The sequence below is a fragment of the Candidatus Polarisedimenticolaceae bacterium genome, from assembly GCA_036275915.1.
GTDB lineage: Bacteria > Acidobacteriota > Polarisedimenticolia > Polarisedimenticolales > DASRJG01 > DASRJG01.
The window spans coordinates 130,770-150,326 of the sequence record DASUCV010000001.1 but is presented as its reverse complement, the minus strand read 5'-3'; the positions used below and the strand labels follow the sequence as shown (position 1 = coordinate 150,326).

Below are 19,557 nucleotides of genomic sequence, written 5' to 3'. Positions count from 1 at the left end.
CTTCTCATGAAAGGGCGAACCCGGGAATGAAGCCTGTCGAGATCAACGAGTTCCTGCAAGCCGACGTCATCGGGCAGCAGGACATCCTGAAGTTCGTCTCCGTCGCGATCTTCAAGCATCTGGCCGGCGAGAAGTACGGCAACCTCCTCATGATCGGGAACTCCGGCACCGGGAAGACCACGATCATGCGGGCGATGGAGCGCCTCTACCAGTCGCACGAGGAGATCCACGAGAACCGGGTCGTCTGCATCATGAACGCGAACCAGTTCGCGACCGACGAGGGGATGGTCGACCCGAACCGCCTCCTCACCCGGCTCGAGGAGCGCGCGCGGGAGATCCTCGGCGAGGGCGCGTCGGCCGAGGAGATCGGCAACTACATGGAGCACGCGACCGTCTGCATCGACGAGATCGACAAGATCTCGTCGATCGTGGGCGGCAAGCCTTACGTCACCGGCATCAACATCCAGCAGGGTCTCCTGACGCTGATCGAAGGCGAGCGCATCCTCTACCCGGTCACGGTCTACAAGGACAAGCAGCTCGAGAAGGCGGCGATCCACGTCGACACCGGGAAGATGCTGTTCCTGTGCGCCGGCGCGTTCGAGACGCTCTACGAGATGGTCTACCGTCGCGTCACGTCGCCGATGTCGCGGGTGAAGCTCCCGACCGAGACCGTCTACGAGAACGGCGAGGTTCAGATCCGCGAGTTCTTCACGCTGCGCCACTGGTTCAAGCAGGAAGACCTCTTCGACTACGGGATGCAGCCGCAGTTCCTGTCGCGCTTCGACAACAACATCATTCTCGAAGACCTTCACGCCGGCATCCTGTCGCGCATCTTCACCGAGCCGCGTGACTCCGTCTTCAACGCGTCGAAGAACTTCTTCAAGAAGTACCAGATCGATCTCGAGGTGACCGAGGGCGCCGTCCGCAAAGTCGCCGACGAAGCATCGAAGTCGAGCCGCATCGGGGCGCGCGCGCTCAAGGCCGTCTGGGGCCGCATCATCAAGCCCTACGAGTTCGACCCGTTCTCCCAGCCCGACGTCAAGAAGAACGGCGAGGGCTACAAGCTCGTGGTGGATGAGACCATCGTCCTCAGAGCGCTGAAGCCTCCCGTCTAAGAGGGGACAGTAACCGAGTTTTTCTTACCTAGTTCGACTCCGCGAGTCGTCTCGGTTTTGGTCCGGCAACCGCTTCAACGCGGCGGTGAGCGCTCGCCGAATTCATTCTCGACGATCATCCTGAAGTCCCGCCCTCCCCGCGGAGAGCCTATGCCGCGCGTTGCCAGGATTGCTTGGGCTGGATGTCCTTACCACGTGACCCACCGTGGCAACCACGGCATCCCCGTCTTTATTGATGACTCAGATCGTGCGGCCTACCTCACGCTCTTGTCTGCGAATTCGCGGCAACACGGGCTGCGCGTGTGGGCGTATTGCCTCATGCCCAATCACGTGCACCTCATCGTGGTCGGCGATCATGAACGATCAATGGCAGGGTGTCTGCGTGAGACGCAACGCGGTCACGCTGTCCGGATTAATAAGCGCATCCAACGAACAGGGCATCTCTGGGGCGATCGCTTCTTCTCGAGTCCCATGGACGACCATCACCTCTGGGCCGCCGTGCGTTACATCGAGCTCAATCCGGTCCGGGCTCGCTTCGTAACACGCGCAGTCGACTTCGCGTGGTCCAGCGCTCAAGCGCATGCCCTCCATCGAGGCCATCCGGTCTTGGATCCGGAGCGCCCTTTCCCGGGTGCGATCGAAGACTGGGAATCATGGCTCGCTGAGGGAGTTTGCGCCGAGGAGCTCGAGAGCATCCGGCGATGCACCGCGAACGGCCGACCGTGTGGTTCCGCGGACTTTGTACACAAGGTCGAGGCCGTCACGGGTCGCGTCCTGGTCGCCACCAAGGGCGGGCGGCCCAGGAGGTCTCAGGCGTCATCGATCCTCGATCGCCGCGGGAGTTAATGGTTATCGATGCAAAGTAGAATGCGCGGATGCAAGACTTCGAGAAGCTAGGTGTCTTCTATCTTGGCCGGCCTGCTGTTGAAGCGGCGTCGGATGCAGGTAAGAAAAACTCGGTTACTGTCCCCTTACTGTACGAGTCCAAAGACCTCACGACGCACGGCGTCATCGTCGGGATGACGGGTAGCGGGAAGACGGGACTCGGCATCGGGGTCATCGAAGAAGCGGCGATCGACGGGATCCCGACGATCGCGATCGATCCGAAGGGCGACCTGGCGAACCTGCTCCTCGCGTTCCCGAATCTCTCTCCGCAAGAGTTCGCCCCTTGGGTCGAGGAGGGGACGTCGGCCGACGACGCCGCCGCGAAGTGGACGAAGGGGCTCGCGAGCTGGGGCGAGGACGCCGCGCGCGTCAAGCGGTACAAGGACGCGGTCGACATGGCGATCTACACGCCGGGAAGCTCGGCGGGATTGCCGCTGTCGATCCTGCGCTCGCTCGCCGCGCCCGGCGACGCGGTGACCGGCGACGACGACGCGTTCCGCGAGAAGATCAACGGGACCGTGTCGGGACTCCTCGCGCTCCTCGGCATCGCGGCCGATCCGCTGCGAAGCCGCGAGCACATCCTGCTCTCGAAGATCGTCGAGACGTCCTGGAAGGCGGGCAAAGATGTCGACCTCGCGGCGCTCATCCAGGCGATCCAGAAGCCGCCGTTCGATCGCGTCGGCGTCGTCGATACCGAGTCGTTCTATCCGGCGAAGGATCGCGGCGAGCTGGCGCTCACGCTCAACAACCTTCTCGCGTCGCCCGGCTTCGAGGCGTGGCTCACCGGCGAGCCGCTCGACATCCAGCGCCTGCTCTGGACCGAAGGCGGCAAGCCCCGCATCTCCGTCCTCTCCATCGCGCACCTCTCCGACGCGGAGCGGATGTTCTTCGTCACGCTCCTCCTGAACGAGCTCGTCGCGTGGATGCGCGGCCAGGCCGGCACGAGCAGCCTCCGCGCGCTCTTCTACATGGACGAGGTGTTCGGCTTCTTCCCGCCGACGGCCGCGCCGCCGGCGAAGGCGCCGATGCTGACGCTCCTCAAGCAGGCGCGCGCGTTCGGGCTCGGGTGCGTGCTCGCGACGCAGAACCCCGTCGATCTCGACTACAAGGGGCTCTCGAACGCGGGGACGTGGTTTCTCGGCCGCCTCCAGACCGAGCGCGACAAGATGCGCGTCATCGAGGGGCTCGAAGGGGCGTCCACCGCGGCAGGAAAGAGCTTCGACCGGCAGAAGATGGAAGCGACGCTTGCGGGCCTCGGCAACCGTGTCTTCCTCATGAACAACGTTCACGAAGACGCGCCGGTGCTGTTCGAGACGCGGTGGACGCTCTCGTATCTCCGCGGACCGCTGACCAAGAAGCAGATCCAGGTGCTGATGGCGCCGGTCAAGGCCCCGCGAGTTTCGGAAGCTGTCCCCTCTGTTTCCACGTCCCGCCCCATGGTTCCCGCAGGCGTGCGCGAGTCGTTCCTGAAGCCGCAGGGCGCGCCCGCCGCGGGCGACAGGCTCGTCTACCGTCCCGCGCTCCTCGGGACCGCGAAGCTGCACTTCGTCGACGCGAAGACGAAGCTCGACACGTGGTCGGACGTCGCGCTCCTCCTCGCGATCGGCGACGGCGACGTGTCGTGGGATTCGGCGGAAGAGCTGGCGCAAAAGCCGGCGCTCGACACGGCGCCGCAGGCCTCGGCATCGTTCGACGCACTTCCGTCCGCCGCCGCTCAGCCGAAGAGCTACGCCGCGTGGTCGAAGGACCTCGCCGAGATGCTCTACCGCGTGAAGACGCTCGATCTCCGCAGCGCTCCCGACTTGAAGCTCACCGGCAAGGTGGGTGAATCGGAGGGCGATTTCAAGGTGCGCGTCCAGCAGGCGATGCGCGAGCGGCGGGACGCGGCGATCGAGGCGCTCCGCGCCAAGTACGGCGCGCGGCTCGAGACGCTGCACAACCAGGAAGCGCGCGCGAACGACCGGGTCGCACGCGAGCAGGCGCAGGCGACGCAGCAGACGGTCCAAACGGCGATCAGCGTCGGTGCGACGGTGCTCGGCGCGCTCTTCGGCCGCAAGACCCTCTCCGCGGCGACGATCGGACGCGCGACGACGGCGGCGCGCGGCGTCGGCCGCACGCTCAAGGAGCGGCAGGACGTCGGCGGCGCGACCGAAGGGGTTGATGCGATCCACGCGAAGGTCACCGAGATGGAGAGCGAGCTGCAATCGGAGATCGACGGCGTGACGGCCGCGAACGACCCGGACAAGGTCGCGATCGAGAACACCTCCGTGAAGCCGCGCAAGTCGGACGTGACGGTGGACGGGATCGCCCTTCTCTGGGTACCGTGGTGGCTTGGCGAGGGCGGGAGCGCACGGCCCGCCCGCTGAGGTGCCGGGTGATCTTCGACGTCCGGACCCGAGACGGCGCCGAGATGCCGAACCTGGGGCTCGGCACGTGGCGCATGGGCGAGAACGAAGCGGCCCGCGCGGACGAGATCCGGGCGCTCTCCTTGGGCCTCGAGCTCGGCATGCGTCTCATCGATACCGCCGAGATGTACGGTCGCGGCGGCGCCGAAGAAGTCGTCGCCGCGGCGGTCGGCAAGGCGCGCGACGAGGTGTTCCTCGTCAGCAAGGTCCTTCCGGAGAACGCGAGCTACAAGGGGACGCTCGACGCGTGCGAGCGGAGCCTGCGACGGCTCGAGACCGACCGCATCGACCTCTACCTCCTCCACTGGCCCGGGCGTCACCCTCTCGACGAGACGCTGCGCGCGTTCGTCGAGCTGAAACGAAAGGGAAAGGTCCTCCACTACGGCCTTTCGAATTTCGATCTCGACGAGATGGCCGGATCGGAGAAGCTGCCGGGAGGTGCCGAGGTCGCGACGAACCAGGTGCTCTACAACGTCCAGCGCCGCGGCATCGAGCGCAAGCTGCTCCCGTGGTGCGCCGATCGAGGGATCGCGATCATGGCGTACTCGCCGTTCGATCAGGGGCGCTTGAGGCCGAACGGGACGCTCCAGGAAGTCGCGGCGCGTCATCGCGCGACGCCGGCGCAGGTCGCGCTCGCCTGGGTCCTGCGTCACGAGAACGTCGTCGCGATCCCGAAAGCCGGAAAGCCGCAGCACGTGCGGGACAACGTCGCCGCCGGCGAGATCGTCCTCACGGAAGAGGATCTCGCCGACATCGACCGCGCGTACCCGGCACCGAAGCGCGACGTCCCGCTCGAGACCGCATGACGCGCCGGAGCTTCGCGGCCGTCCTCGGCCCGCTCGCCGCGCGCTACGAGATCGATCGCTTCGTCGAGAAGAACGGGCCCGATCCGTTCCGTATTCTCGTGAGCTGCGTCATCTCGCTCCGGACGAAGGACGAGGTCACCTATCCCGCGACGGAGCGCCTCTTCGCGAAGGCGTCGACGCCGGCGGCGATGGCCGGGCTCGCCGAGGCGGCGATCGCGCGACTCATCTATCCGGCCGGGTTCTACCGCGTGAAGGCGCGGCAGATCCGCGCGATCGCGCGCATCCTCGAAGAACGGTACGGCGGCCGCGTTCCCGATACGATCGAAGAGCTCCTCGGCCTGCCCGGCGTCGGACGGAAGACCGCGAACCTCACGGTCACGCTCGGGTTCGGCAAGCCCGGCATCTGCGTCGACACCCACGTCCACCGGATCTCGAACCGCCTCGGCTGGGTCGCGACGCGGACTCCCGACGAAACGGAGCGTGCGCTCCGGCTCGTCCTCCCGAGGCGTTTCTGGATCCCGATCAACGAGACGCTCGTCCGGCACGGTCAGGCCGTCTGTAAGCCGGTGTCGCCGCTGTGCTCCGGCTGCGCGGTCTCGCCGCGGTGCGCGCGTGTGGGGGTCGGGATCAGCCGATAGCGCTTGAATCGCGCCGGTCTCCGCGCTCTAATGCCGAGCGCAGCCATGGGTTACGTGATCACGATCGACACCTCGTCCAAGCGGGCCGTCGTTCGCGCCGAAGGGCACAACGATCTCGAGACGAGCCTCGCCGCGATGGACGAGCTGGCCGCACGCGCCGACTTCCTCCCCGGATACGCGATCCTTTGCGACTTCCGGACGAACGATTACACGCCGGGCACCTCCGAATCGAGCAAGCTGGCCGAGGCGTATGCCTCGCGCTTCGGGGGCCGGCCGATGGCGGTCGTCGTCTCGAGCCTCCTGCACTACGGCATCGCGAACATGATCACGACGATCGTGCGCCTGCGTGGGAGCCCGGTCGCTGCGTTCCGCGAGATCGACGAGGCGGAGGCGTGGCTCCGCGAGGCGACGGGACAGAGTCAGGCTTCGAGATGATCTCACGGGCGTGGCAGGCCCTGACGGCGCACCGCGAGTCGTTCCGAGATCTCGATCTCCGGCGTCTCTTCGCGGCGGACCCTTCGCGCTCCGAGCGCTTCTCGATCGAGGCCGAAGGCGTCTTCCTCGATTACTCGAAGAACCTGATCGACGGCGAGACGATGCGCCTCCTCCTCGCCCTCGCGGACGGCGCAGGGCTGAGGAGCCGGATCGACGCGATGTTCCGCGGCGAGAAGATCAACGTCACCGAGAACCGCGCCGTTCTCCACGTCGCGCTGCGCGCGCCGGAGGGCGCGTCGATCGTCGTCGACGGGCGGAACGTCGTTCCGGACGTCCACGCCGTCCTCGACAAGATGGCCGCGTTTGCGGAGCGCGTCCGCAGCGGAGCGTGGAAGGGCCACACCGGCCGGCCGATCAAGCACGTCGTCAACATCGGGATCGGCGGCTCCGACCTCGGCCCGGTCATGGCGTACGAGGCGCTCAAGCACTACAGCCGCCGCGACATCACGTTCGCCTTCGTCTCGAACGTCGACGCGACCGACTTCGCCGAGGCGGTGCGCGGCCTCGACCCGGCCGAGACGCTCTTCCTCGTCGCGTCGAAGACGTTCACGACGCAGGAGACGATGACGAACGCGAGGACCGCGCGCGCGTGGAGCCTCGAGGGGCTCGGCGGCGACGTCGCTGCGGTGGCGAAGCACTTCGTCGCGATCTCGACGAACGCCGCCGAGGTCGCGAAGTTCGGCATCGACACCGCGAACATGTTCGAATTCTGGGACTGGGTCGGCGGCCGCTACTCGATGGACTCGGCGATCGGCCTCTCGACGATGCTCGCGATCGGCCCCGAGCGATTCCAGGACATGCTCGTCGGCTTCCGCGCGATGGACGAGCACTTCAGGACCGTGCCGTTCGAGCGGAACCTGCCGGTCGTCCTCGGCCTCCTCACCGTCTGGTACAACAACTTCTGGGGCGCGCAGTCGCTCGCGATCCTCCCGTACGAACAGTACTTGAAGCGATTCCCGGCCTACCTCCAGCAACTCGCGATGGAGAGCAACGGCAAGCGCGTGACGGTGGAGGGCGCGGAGGTCGCGTGCGACACCTCGCCGGTCCTCTGGGGCGAGCCCGGCACGAACGGCCAGCACTCGTTCTACCAGCTCCTCCACCAGGGCACGCGGACGATCCCGTGCGACTTCATCGCCTTCGCGCGCTCGCTGAACCCAGTCGGCCGCCACCACGACCTCCTCTTCGCCAACGTGCTCGCTCAGTCGGAAGCGCTCGCCTTCGGGAAGACGGCGGACGAGGTGCGCGCCGAGGGCACGAAAGAGGCGCTCGTCCCGCACCGCACCTTCCCCGGCAACCGCCCCTCGAACACGATCCTCATGGAGACGCTGACGCCGCAGGCGCTCGGCAAGCTCGTCGCGCTCTACGAGCACAGCGTCTTCACCCAGGGGACGATCTGGGGGATCGACTCGTTCGACCAGTGGGGGGTCGAGCTGGGCAAGGTCTTGGCACAGAGGATCGTCCCCGAGCTCGAGAGCGAAGCGCCTGGGAAGCTCGCCCACGATCCCTCGACGAACGCCCTCATCCGCCGCTACCGTGCGATGAACGGCCGCACGGCGTAGGAGCCCCCATGCAGCTCGGAATGATCGGTCTCGGACGGATGGGAGCGAACATGGTCCGCCGCCTCATCCGCGGCGGTCACGAGTGCGTCGTCTACAACCGCACCCCCGATCCTGTGAAGGCGCTTGCGAAGGAAGGCGCCGTCGGCGCCGACTCGCTCGCGGATCTCGTGAAGAAGCTCGAGGCGCCGCGCGCGATCTGGCTCATGGTTCCCGCGGCCGCGGTCGAGGGCTCGATCGGCGATCTGGCGCCGCTCCTGTCGAAGAACGACATCCTCATCGACGGCGGCAACTCGTATTACATCGACGATGTCCGCCGCGGCGAGGCGCTCGCGCAGAAGGGGATCGAGTACGTCGACGTCGGCACGAGCGGCGGCGTGTGGGGGCTCGACCGCGGCTACTGCATGATGATCGGCGGTCCGAAGGAAGCGGTGCGTAGGCTCGACCCGGTCTTCGCGACGCTGGCACCGGGGCGCGGTGCGATCCCGCGTACAGCCGGGCGGGAGGGCGCCGGCGGCACGTCGGAGCTGGGCTACCTCCACTGCGGCCCCTCGGGCGCGGGCCACTTCGTCAAGATGGTCCACAACGGCATCGAGTACGGGATCATGGCGGCGTACGCCGAGGGGCTCGGCATCCTCCACTCCGCCGACATCGGGAAGGGCACGCACGCTGTCGATGCCGAGACGACGCCGCTCCGCGATCCGGAGCACTACAAGTACGACTTCAACCTCGCCGACATCACCGAGGTATGGCGCCGCGGCAGCGTCATCGCGTCGTGGCTGCTCGATCTCACGGCGTCGGCGTTCATCGACGACCCCGCGCTCGCCAAGTTCGCCGGGCGCGTCTCCGATTCGGGCGAGGGCCGGTGGACGATCAAGGCGGCGATCGACGAGGGGGTGCCCGCGCCGGTCTTGACCGCCGCGCTCTTCGCGCGCTTCTCGTCGCGCGGCGAAGCCGAGTTCCAGAACAAGGTCCTCTCCGCGATGCGCTTCGGCTTCGGTGGCCATCTCGAGAAACCCGCCGGCAAGTGATCAAGCTCGCCGTCGCGACGCCGCGCGATGCCGCACGCCTCGCGCGCCTGCACATCGCCGTCGCGCGCGACCTCACGACGAAGCACGGCCGCGGACACTGGTCGCATGAGCCGACCGAGGCGCGCGTCCTCCGCGCGATGACGATGGCGCGGATCATCGTCGCCAAGGACGGCCGCTCGGTCGTCGGGACGTTTCACCTCGGTACGCGCAAGCCCTGGGCGATCGATCCGGCGTTCTTCACCGCGGTGAAGCGGCCTCTCTACTTGACCGACATGGCGGTCGACCCGATGCGCCAGAGCGAAGGGATCGGACGCGCGCTCATGGAAAAGGCGGCACAGGTCGCGCGCGCGTGGCCCGCGGAGGCGATCCGTCTCGACGCGTATTCGGGGCCGGCAGGCGCCGGCGGCTTCTACAAGAAGTGCGGGCTCGCCGAGCGAGGCCGCGTCGTCTATCGCGGTGTGCCGCTGATCTACTTCGAGCGGGTGGTCGCCGTCAGTTCAGCCGAAACGTCCAGTCGATCCCGATGACGCGGTCGTCCTTCATGACGAAGCGCATCGTGTCGTTCGGCTGATCGTCCCCGTCCTGCTGCAGCGCGTAGACGATCTGGTCCTGGTCTTCGTAGGCCGGACCGCCGAGCTCGCGCAGGACCGTGCCGCGGTCGGAGCCGACGCCGACGGGGGTGTCGAGACCGGGGAGGTCCTTCGTCGTCGTCACGCCGAGGAGCGCGACGGTGTGCGACGAGGGCGATTCGAAGAGCCGGACGCGGAGGTCGGCCCAGTCGAGGGTGACGACGCGATCGACGCTGCCGTCCTCCTTCTTCGGGCTCATGTCGGTGCCGACACTGCTCGGCTGGCCGAGGCGGGCTTCGATCTTCGCGCGCTCGGTGCCGACGACCTTCTGCGGAGCCAGCAAGAGGAGCTTGGCGGCGACGAGAAGCTCGAACATCACAGTACCTCCGGGGACGCGACCGGCTGTCCCCTCATGAAACGATCGGGCGAGAGCGGCGTCGCGTCAAGGGTCGTCGCGGTGCCGGATGTGATGATTTCGGCCAGAAGGTGGCCCAGGGCGGGGGAATGCATGACCCCGTGACCCGACGATCCGTTGACGAGATAGAAGTTCGGGCATTCCGGGGCGGCGCCGAGGAGGGCATGGCGGTCGGGGGAGATCTCGTAGAGACCCGCCCACGCGCGGTCGTGATCGACCGGAATGTCTCGGACCGCCGGGATGCGCGTGTCCTTCATCTTCTCGACCTCGTGGGTCCAGCTCCGGTCGACCGAGATGTCGAAGCTGCCCTCGCGGTCGGAGGGTGCGGGGCAGCCCATGAGCACCCCGCCGTCGCGCTCGCGGAAGTGGAAGCCGTCGCCGCACCACAGGGTCATCGGCGCCGCCTTGGGAACGATCGTCGTCGGGACCGTCGGCACGAGATGGCGCCGGAGCGGCGTCACGGGAACGTCGAGGTGGGCGAGGCGCGCGACGCGGCCGGCCCACGCGCCTGCGGCGTTGACGACGGCGCCGCACGCAACCGTTCCGCTCGCCGTGACGACCTTATCGATCTTTCCGTCGGCGCCGATCTCGAACCCGATGACGCTCTCGCCCCAGTGCACGCGCACGCCGCGTTGCATGGCGGCGCTCAGGTAGCCTTCGAGGATCGCTCGCGGACGGATGAATCCGTCGGTCGGGCAGTAGGCGCCGCCGATGATCCCTTCGCGGCGGATCGCCGGCTGGAGCCGCGAGGCCTCCTCGGCAGAGACCATCACGGCTTCCGCGAGGCCTTCCGCGTGCTGAACCTTCTGCCCGGCGATCAACGCATGCATCTCGGTCTCGTTCTCCGCGAGCCACAGATAGCCGGCCGGTAGGTAGCCGGGATCGGCACCGACCTCGTCCTTGAACGCTCGCAACTTCGTTCTGGCAAGAAGTGACAAGCGTACGTTGATCGCGGTGGCGAACTGCGCGCGGTAGCCGCCGGTCGCGGCGCCGGTGCTGCCCGAGGCCGGCGCCGGACTCTCGTCCAGGATCAGGACGTCGGTCGTTCCGCGCGCGGCGAGATGGAACGCGACCGAGGCGCCGATGACACCGCCGCCGACGATCACGATCTGAGCGCCGCGGTCTATGCGGCGATCCCCCAGGTCCGGACCATCCACGCGACGTCGAAGGCGGTGTCCTTCAGGGCGTCGTAACGCCCCGACGAGCCGCCGTGCCCCGCACCGAAGTTCACGCGAAGAGCGACCTGCGGCGCGCCGTCGTTCAGGGCGCGCAGGCGGGCGACGTACTTCGCCGGCTCCCAGTACATGACCTGGCTGTCGTGCATCGAGGTCTTGACGAGCATCGCGGGGTACGGCCGGCGCGCGAGGTTCGTGTAGGGGCAGTACGCCCGCATAATCGCGTAGTGCGCGGGCTCCGCGGGGTTGCCCCACTCCTCGAACTCGCCGACGGTGAGCGGGAGCGAGGGGTCGAGCATCGTATTGATGACGTCGACGAACGGGACCTTGAGAATCGCGCCCCCGGCGAGATCGGGGCGCGCATTGAGGACCGCGCCGATCAGCAGACCGCCCGCGGAGGCGCCTTCGACGATCGTCCGCTCTCTCGCGCCGTAGCCGCGCGCGATCAGCTCGTCGGCCCCCGCGATGAAGTCGGCGAAGCTCGAGGTCTTCGACGCCATGCGGCCGGCATCGTGCCACGGCTGCCCGAGCTCGCCGCCGCCGCGCACGTGGACGAGCGCGCAGACGACCCCGCGGTCGAGGAGCGACAGGCGGTTCGACGAGAACATGACCGGGAGCGGATAGCCGTAAGCGCCGTACCCGACGATGTGGAGCGGCGCCGTGCCGTTCCGCGGCGTGTCCTTGCGGTAGACGATCGAGATCGGCACGCGCGTCCCGTCGCCGGAGACCGCGTGCCGCCGCTCGGTCGCGTAACGGTCGGGGTCGAAGCTCCCGAGGACTTCCATCTTCTTGAGGAGCGTGCGCTCGCGGGTCTCGAGGTCGTACTCGAAGACCGACGGCGGTGTGGTGAGCGACTGATAGCGGAAGCGGAACCGCGTCGTCTCGTACTCGGCGTTGATGTCGGGAAAGGTCGTGTAGGTCGGCTCGGGGAAGGCGACCGCGTGCGACGTGCCGGTGGCCAGATTGCGAAGCACGTAGCGCTCGAGACCGTCCTCGCGCTCGTAGACGACGAGCCAGCCGCGGAACGGCTCGACCGCGGCCACGTGCACCTCGGGGCGGTGCGCGATCACCTCACGCCACGCCTCGGGCCGGACGTCGTCGGGAGGACACTGGACGACACGGAAGTTGCGGCCGCGGTCGTTGATGCGGATCCAGAACACGTCGTCACCGTGCTCGATCTCGTACTCGATGTCGGTCGCGCGCGGGAGCGCCAAGGTCCAATCGCCCGACGGATCGTCGGCCCTGAGGAACCGGACCTCGCTCGCCGTGTGGCTGTCGACGTCGAGGAAGAGGTAGGACTGGCTCCGCGAGCGGCGGACGGTGAACGAGAAGCGCTCGTCGTTCTCCTCGAAGAGGAGGGTGCTCGCCTTCGTCCGCCGGTCGAGGCGCCAGAGACGGTAGGGTCGCTTGGCGTCGTCGTCGGTGACGTAGAACAGCGTCTCTCCGCCGGTAGCCCACGCGACCGAGCTGACGCGGGGGATCGTCTCGGCGTCGTCCTCGCTCCGGCGCAGGTCGCGGAGACGGAGGGTGTACTCGCGCGAGCCGGCGGTGTCGACCGAGTAGGCGAGCCAATCGCCGTCGTCACTGACCGAGAACGAGTCGACCGCGAAGTAGGCGTGATCGCGGGCGAGGGAGTTCAGGTCGAGGATGACCTCCTCGGCCGACGAGAGAGAGCCGAGCTTCCGCGCGAGGATCGGGTACTGCCGGCCTTCTTCGGTGCGGGCGTAGTACCAGTACCTTCCCTTGCGGTAGGGGACCGAGAGATCGGTCTCCTTGATTCGGCCGAGCATCTCGCGGTAGAGGCGCTCCTGGAGGTCGCCCGTTCCTGCGACGATCCCTTCGGCGTACGCGTTCTCCGCGGCCAGGTAGGCGGTGACCTCGGGATCGTCCTTCTGGCGGAGCCAGAAGTAGTCGTCGACGACCGTCTCTCCGTGGCGCGTCGATTCCCGCGGAATTTTCGGGGCGACCGGCGGTGTCATGCGCCCATTCTAGGGGACGGCAACCCGTCGCACGAGCGTGCGACGGGTTGCACCTCAGCAACGAAAAAGCGACTTACTTGGGATTGCCGTCCGGATCGAGGTATTTCACCTCGCCGTACTTCAGGTCCTTGATCCCCGCCTCGATCTTGGCGCGGTCGCCGACGACGACCCACACCATCTTGTCCGGGTTCAGCGTCTTCTGCGCGTTCCCGATCAAGTCCGATGTCTTGAGCGCGCGGACCTTGTTCGGGAAGGTCGTGTAGTAGTCGTCCGGAAGCCCGTAGTTGACCATGTCGGCGATCGAGCCGGAGACGGCGTCCTGCGTTTCCCACTGGCCGGGGAGGGTCTTCGTGAGACCGTCCTGCGCCATCTCGAGCTCGCCGGCGGTGATGGGCTTGCCGCCGACGATTCCCTTGAGCTGCGCCATGACCTCGACCATCGACTCCTTGGTCTTGTCGGTCTGCACCGGCGCGTACCCGATGAACGGCCGCTGGCCGCGGGCGTCGGGAACGAAGCTGTAGGATCCGTACGACCAGTGCTTGTCCTCGCGCAGATCCATGTTGATGCGCGACACGAACGAGCCGCCGAGGACCTGGTTCATCGTCTTGAAGGTGATCTCGTCCGGGTTCGCCGTGGGTGCGACGACCTGCCCGGCGATGATGACCGACTGCGCGGCGCCCGGCTTGTCGAGGATGTAGACCGTCGAGGTGTTCTTCGCGGCGACCTGCGACACCTTCTTCACGGGGACCGTGCCCTTCGCCCAGTCCTTGAAGAGCGCCTCGAGCTTCGGCTTGATCTCGGCCATCGTCGTGTTGCCGACGACGATCATCGTGGCGTTGTTCGGCTTGAACCACGTCTGGTGGAACTTGATCAGGTCGTCGCGGGTGAGCTTCGCGACGGTGTCCTCGTAGCCCGAGCCCGAGAACGGAAGGGCGTAGGGGTGGCCGTTGCCGTAGAGGAGCTTCGGCAAGACGCGGAGGGCCATCCCGACCGGCTGCGACTTCTCGCGCTGGATGCGCGCGATCTGCTGCTTCTGGAGGCGCTTGAAATCGGTTTCGGGGAACGACGGGTGGAGCACGATGTCCGCGAAGAGATCGAGCGACTTGTCGAGGTTCGCGTTCAACGCCGAAAGCGAGACGGTCGAGTTGTCGAGGTTGGATCCGGTCCCGATGTTCGCGCCCAGGCGCTGCGCCTCGTCGGAGATCTGGAGCGACGACCGCGTCTTCGTTCCCTCGTCGAGCATCGCCATCGCGAGGCTCGCGGTGCCCGGCGTCGCCGTGGCGTCCGACGCCGTGCCGGCGTCCAGGATCAGGTCGAAGTCGGTCACGGGGATCGCCTCGCGACGCGCCACGAGGAGCTTCATGCCGTTCGAAAGGGTCGTCTTCTCCACCGCGGGGAACACGACCGCCGGCGCCGCGCCGCCCTCGGGCATCTTCTTGCGGTCCGCGCCGGTCGCGGCCGCTTTCAGCTCGGAGGGGTACGGGTCGATCTGGAGGATGTAGACGCCGTCCGACAGCCACTTCTGCGCCGCTTCCTTGACCTGCGCCGGCGTGGCGTTCTTCACGATGTCGAGATTGATCTTGTAGCGGTCGGGGTCGCCGCCGTAGATGTAGCCGGCCGCGAGCACGTCGGACTTCCCGCCGAAGCCACCGATCCGCTCGATCCCGCGGATGAACCCGGCGAACGTCTCGGTCTTCGTGCGCTCGAGCTCGTCGGCCGTCGGGCCGTCCTTCAAGAACTTCGCCAGCTCCTCGTCCATCGCTGCTTCGACCTTCGCGGGGTCGCCGTCCTTCTTGACGTCGGCCTGGAGGGTGAAGAGGCTCGCGATCTCGCGCGAGTCGGTGTAGGCGATGGCGGAGGTCGCCGTCTGATCGTCGTAGACGAGGCGCTTGTAGAGGCGCGAGGTCTTACCGGAGGAGAGCACGTTCGCCGCCAGGTCGAGGAGCACGCGGTCCCTCGTCTCCTGGCCGGGCACGTTCCACATCTTCATGATCCGCGTCTGCGGCACGCGATCCTGCGCCGACGCGCGCGCGCTGCCGGTGCGCTTCGCGACCCACTGGTCGGACCGTCCGATCGGAGGCCCCGGCGGGATGTCGCCGAAGTAGTGCTTCACCTTGTCGACCGCGTCCTTCGCGGTCACGTCGCCGGCGATGACGAGGATCGCGTTGTTCGGGCCGTAATAGGTCTTGAACCACTCCTTCACGTCGTCGAGCTTCGCGGCGTCGAGATCTTCCATCGAGCCGATGACCGTCCAGTTGTAAGGGTGGCCGACGGGGAAGCACGCCTTCGCGATCAGCTCCTCGGAGAGCGAGTAGGGCTCGTTGTCGCCCTGGCGCTTTTCGTTCTGCACGACGCCGCGCTGCTCGTCGAGGCGCGGCTGGTCGATGACGCCCACGAGGTGGCCCATGCGATCGGACTCGAGCCAGAGGATCGTGTCGAGCGCAGATTTCGGCACGTTCTGGAAGTAGTTCGTCCGGTCGTTGTTCGTCGTGCCGTTGAGATCGGTCGCGCCGAGCTTCTCCGTCGCCTTGAAGTAGTCGTCGTTGAAGTTCTCGCTGCCGTTGAACATCAGGTGCTCGAAGAGGTGCGCGAAGCCGGTGCGGCCGGGCTTCTCGTTCTTCGACCCGACGTGGTACCAGACGTTGACCGCGACGATCGGTGCCTTGTGGTCCTCGTGGACGAGCACCGTCAGGCCGTTGTCGAGGACGAACTTCTGATACGGAATGTTCGGGACCGAAAGCTCGGCGGCGAGGGCCGGTACGACCGTCATGGCCGCCAGAGCGAGGGCGGCGAGGGCTTTCTTCGTCGTCACAGTGCGGTTCTCCTAGAAGAGTGGGCTCGATCTCGACCTTCTTACGCGGCCGGCTCCATGCAGTTTCATTGCCGGAGCGGCCCGGCACCTTATCAGATCCGCCTCCGTCGCGATAAGATCCGCGGATGCCGCTGCGGTCGATCCTTTCGGAGTCGTTCGGTCCGCTCGAGGTCCAGGTCCTCGAGGCGGTCTGGGCCGAGGCCGCACCTGCGACCGTCCGTTCGATCCGCGACGCCTTCCCGCGGCTCGCTTACACGACGCTCATGACGACCCTCGACCGGCTGCACAGGAAGGGCGTTCTCGATCGGGTCAAGGCCGGACGCGCCTTCGCGTACACCGCCCGCCTCACGCGTCACGAGACGGAGCTGCGCCTCGCGTCGGAGAGCATCGCTGGAATTCTCGGAGGTCACACTCCTGCCTCGATGGCCCCCCTCCTCTCCTGCTTCGTCGATGCGGTGAGCGACCGTGATCGCAAGCTGCTCGACGATCTCGAGAAGGTCGTTCGAGCGAAGCGCGCCGCCCTGCGCGGGGAGGGCCGCTCGTGAGCTACCTCGGGATGGGCATCGTCTTCGCGGCGATCGCTTTCGTGCTCGCGAACGTCGTGCTGACGCTTGCGGTCGTCGGCGCTTGGCCGGCCCTGAGACATCGCGTTCATCGGCCCGGCGCTCTGTTCCTCCTTCGGATGATCCCGGCGCTCGGCGCGACGATGGCCGCGGCAGGCCTCGCGCTTCCCGCGTACTTTTCGTTCGAGCCGCTCAAGAGCGGCGAGAAGGCGAGTGCGGCTCTTCTCGCGTTCGTCGTACTGTCCGCCGTCATCGTGGCCGCCGGCGTTGTCCGTGCCTCGGGGAGCTGGCTGACGACACGGAGGCTGGAGCGCTCGTGGCGGCTGGTCGCCGAGCCCGGAACGATCGGCGGCGTGGCCGTCCATCGTGTTCCGACCGCCCTGCCATTCGCCGCCCTCGTCGGCATCGTGCGGCCGCGCCTGTACGTCTCCGCGACCCTTCTGGACGTGCTCAGCGACGATCAGCGCGCCGCCGTCCTCGCACACGAAGCCGGGCACGGGCGAGCGTTCGACAACGTGAAGCGCGGCCTTGCGCGCTTCGCGCCGGACCTGTTGGTTCTCACGGTCACGGGCCGGGCGATCGACGACGCGTGGTCGGCCGCGGCCGAGGAGTCGGCCGACGACCACGCTGCCGTCGCCAACGGCCGCCTTGCCGTTGCAGCCGCTCTTCTTGCCGCCTCGCGGATGGCCCCCGTCCGCTTGGCCACGGTCGGCAACTTCTGCGACGCCGGCACGATCGCGCATCGGGTCGAGCGTCTTCTCGAGGAGCCGCAAGCCCGCTCGACCGGTAAGGTCGCGGGGCTCCTCTCGATCTCGGTCTTGGCCGTCGCCGGCGCGGCTGCCGTCGCGTCGCTGCCCCTCGTGTACGCCGCGACGGAATCGATCATCCGTCGCCTGCAATAAGAGGGGACAGCTTCCGAAACTCTTGAACGCGAGTTTCGGAAGCTGTCCCCTCTTGCTCAATTACGACGTCTGGTAGTAGTACGCGGGCTCTCCTACCCTGTGCCGTCTTTTCGCCCGGGGGAGCCTTCATGCGCCACGCCTTCGCTTTGATCACGCTCGCAAGCGTGACCACGCTCCGCGCCGCCGATACCGACAAGCCCGTGACGAGCCCCGCCGCCGAAGAGCGGGTGGAAGTCACCGCGACCAAGTACGAGGAAGATCCCGACAAGGTCGCGCAGTCGATCACCGTGATCAGCGGCCAGGAGCTCCGCGATCGCGGGGCGACCGATCTCCGCACGGCGCTCGCGCTCGTCGCGGGTGTGGACGTCGCGCCCAGTGGCGACGGCGGTCCGGCCTCCGCGATCCCCGAGATGTGGGGCCTTCGCGAGGCGGATGCGTACCTGCTCCTCGTCGACGGCATTCCGTGGGGCGGCGTGTTCAACCCCCAGATCAGCACACTCTCGTTCGAGGACGTCGAGCGGATCGAGATCATGCGCGGCGCCGCGCCGGTCATGTACGGGATCACGTCGTTCGTCGGCGTCATCCAAGTGATCCACTACGCGCCGGGACATGGGATCGCGCCGAACGTGCGCGCCGCGGCGGGGTCGTACGGGAGCGGCGCGATCGCCGTCTCGCTCGACCTTCCGAAGTGGGCCGGGTTCGACTCGCGCCTGACCGTCGATGCCGAGCAGCGGCAGTACAAGGATCCCCGCACGGATTACACGCGCGGCCACCTCTTGTGGCGCAATCAAACCGCGCTGAGCGGCGGCGGCGAGGTCCATTTCGGTCTCGACGGCAACTTCGTCGACCAGTCCCCCGCGAGCCCGGTGCCGCTCGACGATGCGACGCTGTCGCTGTCCCAGAACATCCCGCTCGATGCGAACTACCACCCGAGCGACGCCGAGGTGAATCCGCAGCGCATCACCGCGATGGGCGGCTTCACGATGCCGAAGTCGTACGGCGTCTGGAGCGGGACCCTCTCGTACGCGCACACGGAACAAGACATCATCCGCGGCTTCGTCGTCGACGCGACCGGGCCGAGCTTCGACGCGACGGGCGAGCGCTCGTCGACGACGCTCGACGAGGTGTACCTCGACGGCCACGTCGAGCTGACCGGCGTCAAGAACACGCAGATCGTCGCCGGAGCCGACTATCAGTACGGGAAGGGCAAGCTCCACGGAGGCGAGCTGAACTACACGATCGCGTCCGACGGCTCGAACCCACCGTTCGCCGCGTACCTCCCCCTCGACACCGATGCCCACATCGACGACACGCGGAGCTTCGGCGGACTCTACGGCTACGCGGCGTGGTCGCCGAGCTTCCGGTGGCGCTTCGAAGGCGGCCTCCGCCTCAACATCACCGACGAGAGCCGCGGCGCCTCGATCGCCGACTTCCCGGCGGGGACGTTCGATTCCGGCTCGGACACCGCGAGCAAGGTCAAGCCGGGCGGCATGGTCGGAGTGACCTTCACGGCCTGGCAGAAACAGGCGGACAACTTCCGCGTCTACGCCGACTACCGGAACACGTTCAAGCCCGCTGCCGTCGAGCTCGGTCTCGACGCCGACGCCGAGATCCTGAAGCCCGAGGAAGGCCAGAGCGTCGAGCTCGGAGCGCACGCCAGCCTTCTCGAGGGCCGGCTCGATATCGACGCGTCGATCTTCGACATGGAGCTCAAGGACGTCGTCCTCCCCGTCGAGGGAGGCGCGCCCGGCGCTCTCGAGAACGAGGCCGAGATCGAGCTCAAGGGCGCGGAGGTCGAGGCGCGCTGGCGTCTCTGGCACGACCTGCTCGTGCGCGGCGCCGCGAGCTACCACTCGGCGAAGTTCAAGGAGTCCGAAGAAGCCGACCTCGTCGGCAACCGGCAAGAGATGACTCCCGAGTGGCTCGCCGGCACCGGGATCCTCTACGCGCCCGCGAAGGGATTCCTCGCGCACGCCGACGTCGCGTTCACCGGCTCGCGCTGGCTCGATCGCGACAACACCGCGCTTGCCCAGCAGTTCACGACGTGGGGGATGGGGATCGGCTGGCGGGGCGACCGCTGGACTGTGCGCCTCGACGGCACGAACTTGAACGACCGCCGCGACCCGGTCGCCGAGAGCGAAGAGGGGCCGGACTCGTACTATCGCCTGACCGCGCGCCGGATCTGGGGCTCATTCGCCTGGACGTTCTGAG

General features: G+C 67.4%; 15 protein-coding genes. 11 read left to right on the top strand and 4 right to left on the bottom strand.

The features are described from left to right. The first annotated feature begins 26 nt into the window (after positions 1-26). From VFV19_00680 to VFV19_00645, 8 genes are all read left to right on the top strand, one after another. Positions 27-1,115 (top strand): AAA family ATPase, encoded by a 1,089-nt coding sequence (locus VFV19_00680; protein ID HEX4822807.1) that lies wholly within the window; start codon positions 27-29, stop codon positions 1,113-1,115. Between the two features lie 1,019 nt (positions 1,116-2,134). Then, the gene (locus tag VFV19_00675; protein ID HEX4822806.1) at positions 2,135-4,366 is read left to right on the top strand and encodes a hypothetical protein; all 2,232 of its coding nucleotides are present in this window, start codon (positions 2,135-2,137) and stop codon (positions 4,364-4,366) included. Between the two features lie 8 nt (positions 4,367-4,374). Continuing rightward, on the top strand, positions 4,375-5,211 hold the full coding sequence (locus tag VFV19_00670; GenBank protein ID HEX4822805.1) for an aldo/keto reductase: 837 nt from the start codon (positions 4,375-4,377) through the stop codon (positions 5,209-5,211). Beyond that, on the top strand, positions 5,208-5,849 hold the full coding sequence (nth, locus tag VFV19_00665; GenBank protein HEX4822804.1) for an endonuclease III: 642 nt from the start codon (positions 5,208-5,210) through the stop codon (positions 5,847-5,849). The genes VFV19_00670 and nth overlap by 4 nt, the downstream gene beginning before the upstream one ends. A 45-nt stretch (positions 5,850-5,894) precedes the next feature. Continuing rightward, the gene (locus VFV19_00660) at positions 5,895-6,284 is read left to right on the top strand and encodes a hypothetical protein (GenBank protein HEX4822803.1); all 390 of its coding nucleotides are present in this window, start codon (positions 5,895-5,897) and stop codon (positions 6,282-6,284) included. Continuing rightward, positions 6,281-7,903 carry a glucose-6-phosphate isomerase gene (gene pgi, locus VFV19_00655; protein ID HEX4822802.1) on the top strand — a complete coding sequence of 541 codons (1,623 nt, stop codon included), beginning with the start codon at positions 6,281-6,283 and terminating at the stop codon, positions 7,901-7,903. Before VFV19_00660 ends, pgi begins: the two co-directional genes overlap by 4 nt. Before the next feature lie 8 nt (positions 7,904-7,911). Beyond that, positions 7,912-8,931: a decarboxylating 6-phosphogluconate dehydrogenase gene (gene gnd, locus VFV19_00650; protein ID HEX4822801.1), complete on the top strand. Its 1,020-nt coding sequence runs from the start codon at positions 7,912-7,914 to the stop codon at positions 8,929-8,931. After that, positions 8,928-9,458: a GNAT family N-acetyltransferase gene (locus tag VFV19_00645; GenBank protein ID HEX4822800.1), complete on the top strand. Its 531-nt coding sequence runs from the start codon at positions 8,928-8,930 to the stop codon at positions 9,456-9,458. Before gnd ends, VFV19_00645 begins: the two co-directional genes overlap by 4 nt. On the opposite strand, the gene VFV19_00640 is transcribed toward VFV19_00645, so the two are convergent. From VFV19_00640 to VFV19_00625, 4 genes are all read right to left on the bottom strand, one after another. After that, the gene (locus VFV19_00640; protein HEX4822799.1) at positions 9,424-9,876 is read right to left on the bottom strand and encodes a hypothetical protein; all 453 of its coding nucleotides are present in this window, start codon (positions 9,874-9,876) and stop codon (positions 9,424-9,426) included. The genes VFV19_00645 and VFV19_00640 overlap by 35 nt on opposite strands. After that, complete coding sequence (locus VFV19_00635; protein HEX4822798.1) at positions 9,876-11,021, bottom strand: FAD-dependent oxidoreductase; 1,146 nt, start codon at positions 11,019-11,021, stop codon at positions 9,876-9,878. The genes VFV19_00640 and VFV19_00635 overlap by 1 nt, the downstream gene beginning before the upstream one ends. Before the next feature lie 17 nt (positions 11,022-11,038). After that, the gene (locus VFV19_00630; GenBank protein HEX4822797.1) at positions 11,039-13,069 is read right to left on the bottom strand and encodes a S9 family peptidase; all 2,031 of its coding nucleotides are present in this window, start codon (positions 13,067-13,069) and stop codon (positions 11,039-11,041) included. 73 nt (positions 13,070-13,142) lie between these two features. Further along, entirely contained in the window at positions 13,143-15,881 is a 2,739-nt protein-coding gene (locus VFV19_00625) for a pitrilysin family protein (protein ID HEX4822796.1), read from the bottom strand. Positions 15,882-16,006: 125 nt separating this feature from the next. Here VFV19_00625 and VFV19_00620 point away from each other — a divergent pair, with 125 nt between their 5' ends. From VFV19_00620 to VFV19_00610, 3 genes are all read left to right on the top strand, one after another. Next, positions 16,007-16,426, top strand: coding sequence for a BlaI/MecI/CopY family transcriptional regulator (locus tag VFV19_00620; protein ID HEX4822795.1), 420 nt, complete (start codon positions 16,007-16,009; stop codon positions 16,424-16,426). Then, positions 16,423-17,346, top strand: coding sequence for a M48 family metalloprotease (locus VFV19_00615; GenBank protein HEX4822794.1), 924 nt, complete (start codon positions 16,423-16,425; stop codon positions 17,344-17,346). The genes VFV19_00620 and VFV19_00615 overlap by 4 nt, the downstream gene beginning before the upstream one ends. 128 nt (positions 17,347-17,474) lie before the next feature. Beyond that, complete coding sequence (locus VFV19_00610) at positions 17,475-19,556, top strand: TonB-dependent receptor plug domain-containing protein (protein HEX4822793.1); 2,082 nt, start codon at positions 17,475-17,477, stop codon at positions 19,554-19,556. Position 19,557: the final 1 nt, after the last annotated feature.

What these genes read in the sequence shown, in the direction of transcription:
- VFV19_00680 (HEX4822807.1), top strand. Translation starts at nt 27, where the DNA reads ATGAAGCCTGTCGAGATCAACGAGTTCCTGCAAGCCGACGTCATCGGG.
- VFV19_00675 (HEX4822806.1), top strand. Translation starts at nt 2,135, where the DNA reads ATGACGGGTAGCGGGAAGACGGGACTCGGCATCGGGGTCATCGAAGAA.
- nth (HEX4822804.1), top strand. Translation starts at nt 5,208, where the DNA reads ATGACGCGCCGGAGCTTCGCGGCCGTCCTCGGCCCGCTCGCCGCGCGC.
- VFV19_00660 (HEX4822803.1), top strand. Translation starts at nt 5,895, where the DNA reads ATGGGTTACGTGATCACGATCGACACCTCGTCCAAGCGGGCCGTCGTT.
- pgi (HEX4822802.1), top strand. Translation starts at nt 6,281, where the DNA reads ATGATCTCACGGGCGTGGCAGGCCCTGACGGCGCACCGCGAGTCGTTC.
- gnd (HEX4822801.1), top strand. Translation starts at nt 7,912, where the DNA reads ATGCAGCTCGGAATGATCGGTCTCGGACGGATGGGAGCGAACATGGTC.
- VFV19_00640 (HEX4822799.1), bottom strand. Translation starts at nt 9,876, where the DNA reads ATGTTCGAGCTTCTCGTCGCCGCCAAGCTCCTCTTGCTGGCTCCGCAG.
- VFV19_00630 (HEX4822797.1), bottom strand. Translation starts at nt 13,069, where the DNA reads ATGACACCGCCGGTCGCCCCGAAAATTCCGCGGGAATCGACGCGCCAC.
- VFV19_00620 (HEX4822795.1), top strand. Translation starts at nt 16,007, where the DNA reads ATGCCGCTGCGGTCGATCCTTTCGGAGTCGTTCGGTCCGCTCGAGGTC.
- VFV19_00610 (HEX4822793.1), top strand. Translation starts at nt 17,475, where the DNA reads ATGCGCCACGCCTTCGCTTTGATCACGCTCGCAAGCGTGACCACGCTC.